Below are 2,490 nucleotides of genomic sequence, written 5' to 3' on the forward strand. Positions count from 1 at the left end.
CTGCAATGATAACAACATTACAGAATGCAAAGGCTAAGTTACAGCTTAATGTTCCTGCACTCGGCTATGCAGTTAAGGGCAAGAATACAGTAAGCGGTGTTGCTGCTCCTGCTTCAAAGGTAACAGTAACAGTAAACGGCACAGCATACACAACACAGGCTGACGATGTAACAGGTGTATTTACAGTTACAACAGCTACACTTAACGCTTCATCAAAGCTTACATTCAAGGCAGAGAGAAACAGCGTTTCATCAGCTGTAGGTGCATACAATATGTCAAGCGGTGACATCACAAGCCTTATTGTTCCTACAACAGCTTCTCAGGCTACACAGCCGACAACAGCAAGACCTACACAGCCGACTACAGTAAGACCTACACAGCCGACTACAGTAGCTCCGACAACACAGTCACCTACACAGGGCACAAACCTTAATATCTCAAGTAAATCTAACTACTTCTCAAATGCAAATGTAACATTTAAGAAGGGCGATACAGTTTGTCTTGAGTACATTGTAGATTCATCAATGAATCTTGTAAATGCCGAATGGACACTTACTTACGATAACACAAAGCTCGCTGTTGATAAGGAGCGTTCAGCTAAGCTTATGCCATATGTTACTAACGAGGTTACTAACATTATGGACGCTAAGGGCACAATCAAATCTAACTTCAGTGAAATTCAGAATCTTGCTGATTTCAGCAACGGCAAGGCTCTTGCAAGAGTTTACTTCAATGTAATCGGCACAGGCGACACAACAGTTGACTTCAACCTTAAAACACTTAGCGTAGGTTACCTTGACAGCAACTACAACCTTAAGTTCAAGCCTGTTGTAAGAGGCGGAGTAGCTCAGACAGATGTTACTTCAACTCCTGGTTTTGAAAACTTTACAATTAATACAAGCGTAAAGGCTGCTAAGGCAACAACAGGCAGCACAACAACAGTTTACTTTGCAGTACCGAGAACAGTATCTGGAAAAGATGCATGGACAGGCGCTGATTTCTACTACAGCAAGACAACAAAGATTGCAGACGCAACAAGACTTTCTATGACAAAGACAGATAAGGTAATTGCTGCAACTACAGATTCTTCACTTAAGACAATTACAAGCGGCAACCTTGATGTTTATTCACTCACACTTACAGAGGATCAGGTAAAGGCAGTTGACGCAGCAAAATCAGTAGGTTTTGCAAAGGCAGACTCTATTGTAAGAACAGGTATGTCAACAACATACACAATTCTTAAGGCAACAGATAACGGAACTTACTCAACACAGGCACAGTCAATAGCAGCATTTGACGGTAAGACATTCGTTATTACAAATTGCTATAACCCATCATACGAAAACTCAACATACACAGGATATTGGGCAAATAACAGCGGCAGCGTAGGCTACGAGATTTCATTTGCGGCACCGAGAGGAACAACAGCACAGTCAACATGGACAGGAGCAGAGTTGTACTACAACACAACAGCCGCAACAATCAAAGATGCAGTACGCATACCAATGACAAAGACAACACTTGTTACTAAGGCAGAACCAAACACAACAAATACAACTCTTAAAGCAGGTGAGTGGAGCGTATATACAGTAAAACTCACAGAAGAGCAGATAAAGGCAATAGACAGCAGTAAGCTCGCAGGATTTGTTGCAGAGGGAAGAGAAGTAAGAACAGGTGCAAGAAAAGGCAAAACAATCCTTAACTCAACTACAACAAACGGCAAGTTTACAACAGGTAAGACATCAATCAAAGAGTTTGTAGGCAAGACATTCATAATAACAGACGCTTATGATAAGTCATACGAGAGATCAACATACACAGGATATTGGAGCACAAAAGCAGGTTACACATCAACAGCGACAGCAACAATAAGATTTGCAGCACCGTCAAGCTGGAAGGGAGTAAACCTTTATTACAACAATGCACCAACAATTACAGGAGCACAGACAATTGCCATGAAGAAGACAGCAAGCACAAAGGCAGTTGAGGTTACAGGCTTAAAGACAGTAACATCAGGTAATTGGGCAGTATATGAGGTAACACTCACAGCAGACCAGATTTCGGCAATAGACGAGAGCATAATGGTAGGCTTTGTAAATTCAGCAAATTCAAATATGAGAACAAATGCAGGAAAGTTAGCATATTCGGCAATGAAAGCAACAACAAGCGGAAAATACGATCAGCTTTCACATTCAGTTGTAGATTATGACGGACTTACATTTGTAATCAACGGTTGCTCTGACGCAAAGTTTGAGTCAAAGACATACATAGGTGCTTGGGCAGCATAAGAAAATAAAAAATGCTATAATGAAAAAAATCCTCTCGGCTTATGCCGAGGGGATTTTTGTATGTAGCTTATGTTGAGTGGGTTTAAAAGTTGTTGCAAATTGTGTTTTAGCAAATTGCTTTATTAAGCAATTATAAAAGTTTACTCAATTTTTTCAAAAATTGCGGGTTTGGGCAGCGCCCATAAAAATCTTCCGATATCGG

General features: G+C 40.8%; 1 protein-coding gene. It reads left to right on the top strand.

Annotation, left to right across the window (positions count from 1 at the left end):
• Nucleotides 1–2,288: hypothetical protein (locus AAAY30_RS11365; protein WP_499222365.1), on the top strand; the 2,288-nt coding region annotated here is incomplete at its 5' end.
• Between the last annotated feature and the right edge of the window lie 202 nt (nucleotides 2,289–2,490).

The organism is Ruminococcoides bili (assembly GCF_040093295.1).
In the GTDB taxonomy this organism is placed as follows: Bacteria; Bacillota; Clostridia; order Oscillospirales; family Acutalibacteraceae; genus Ruminococcoides; species Ruminococcoides intestinale_A.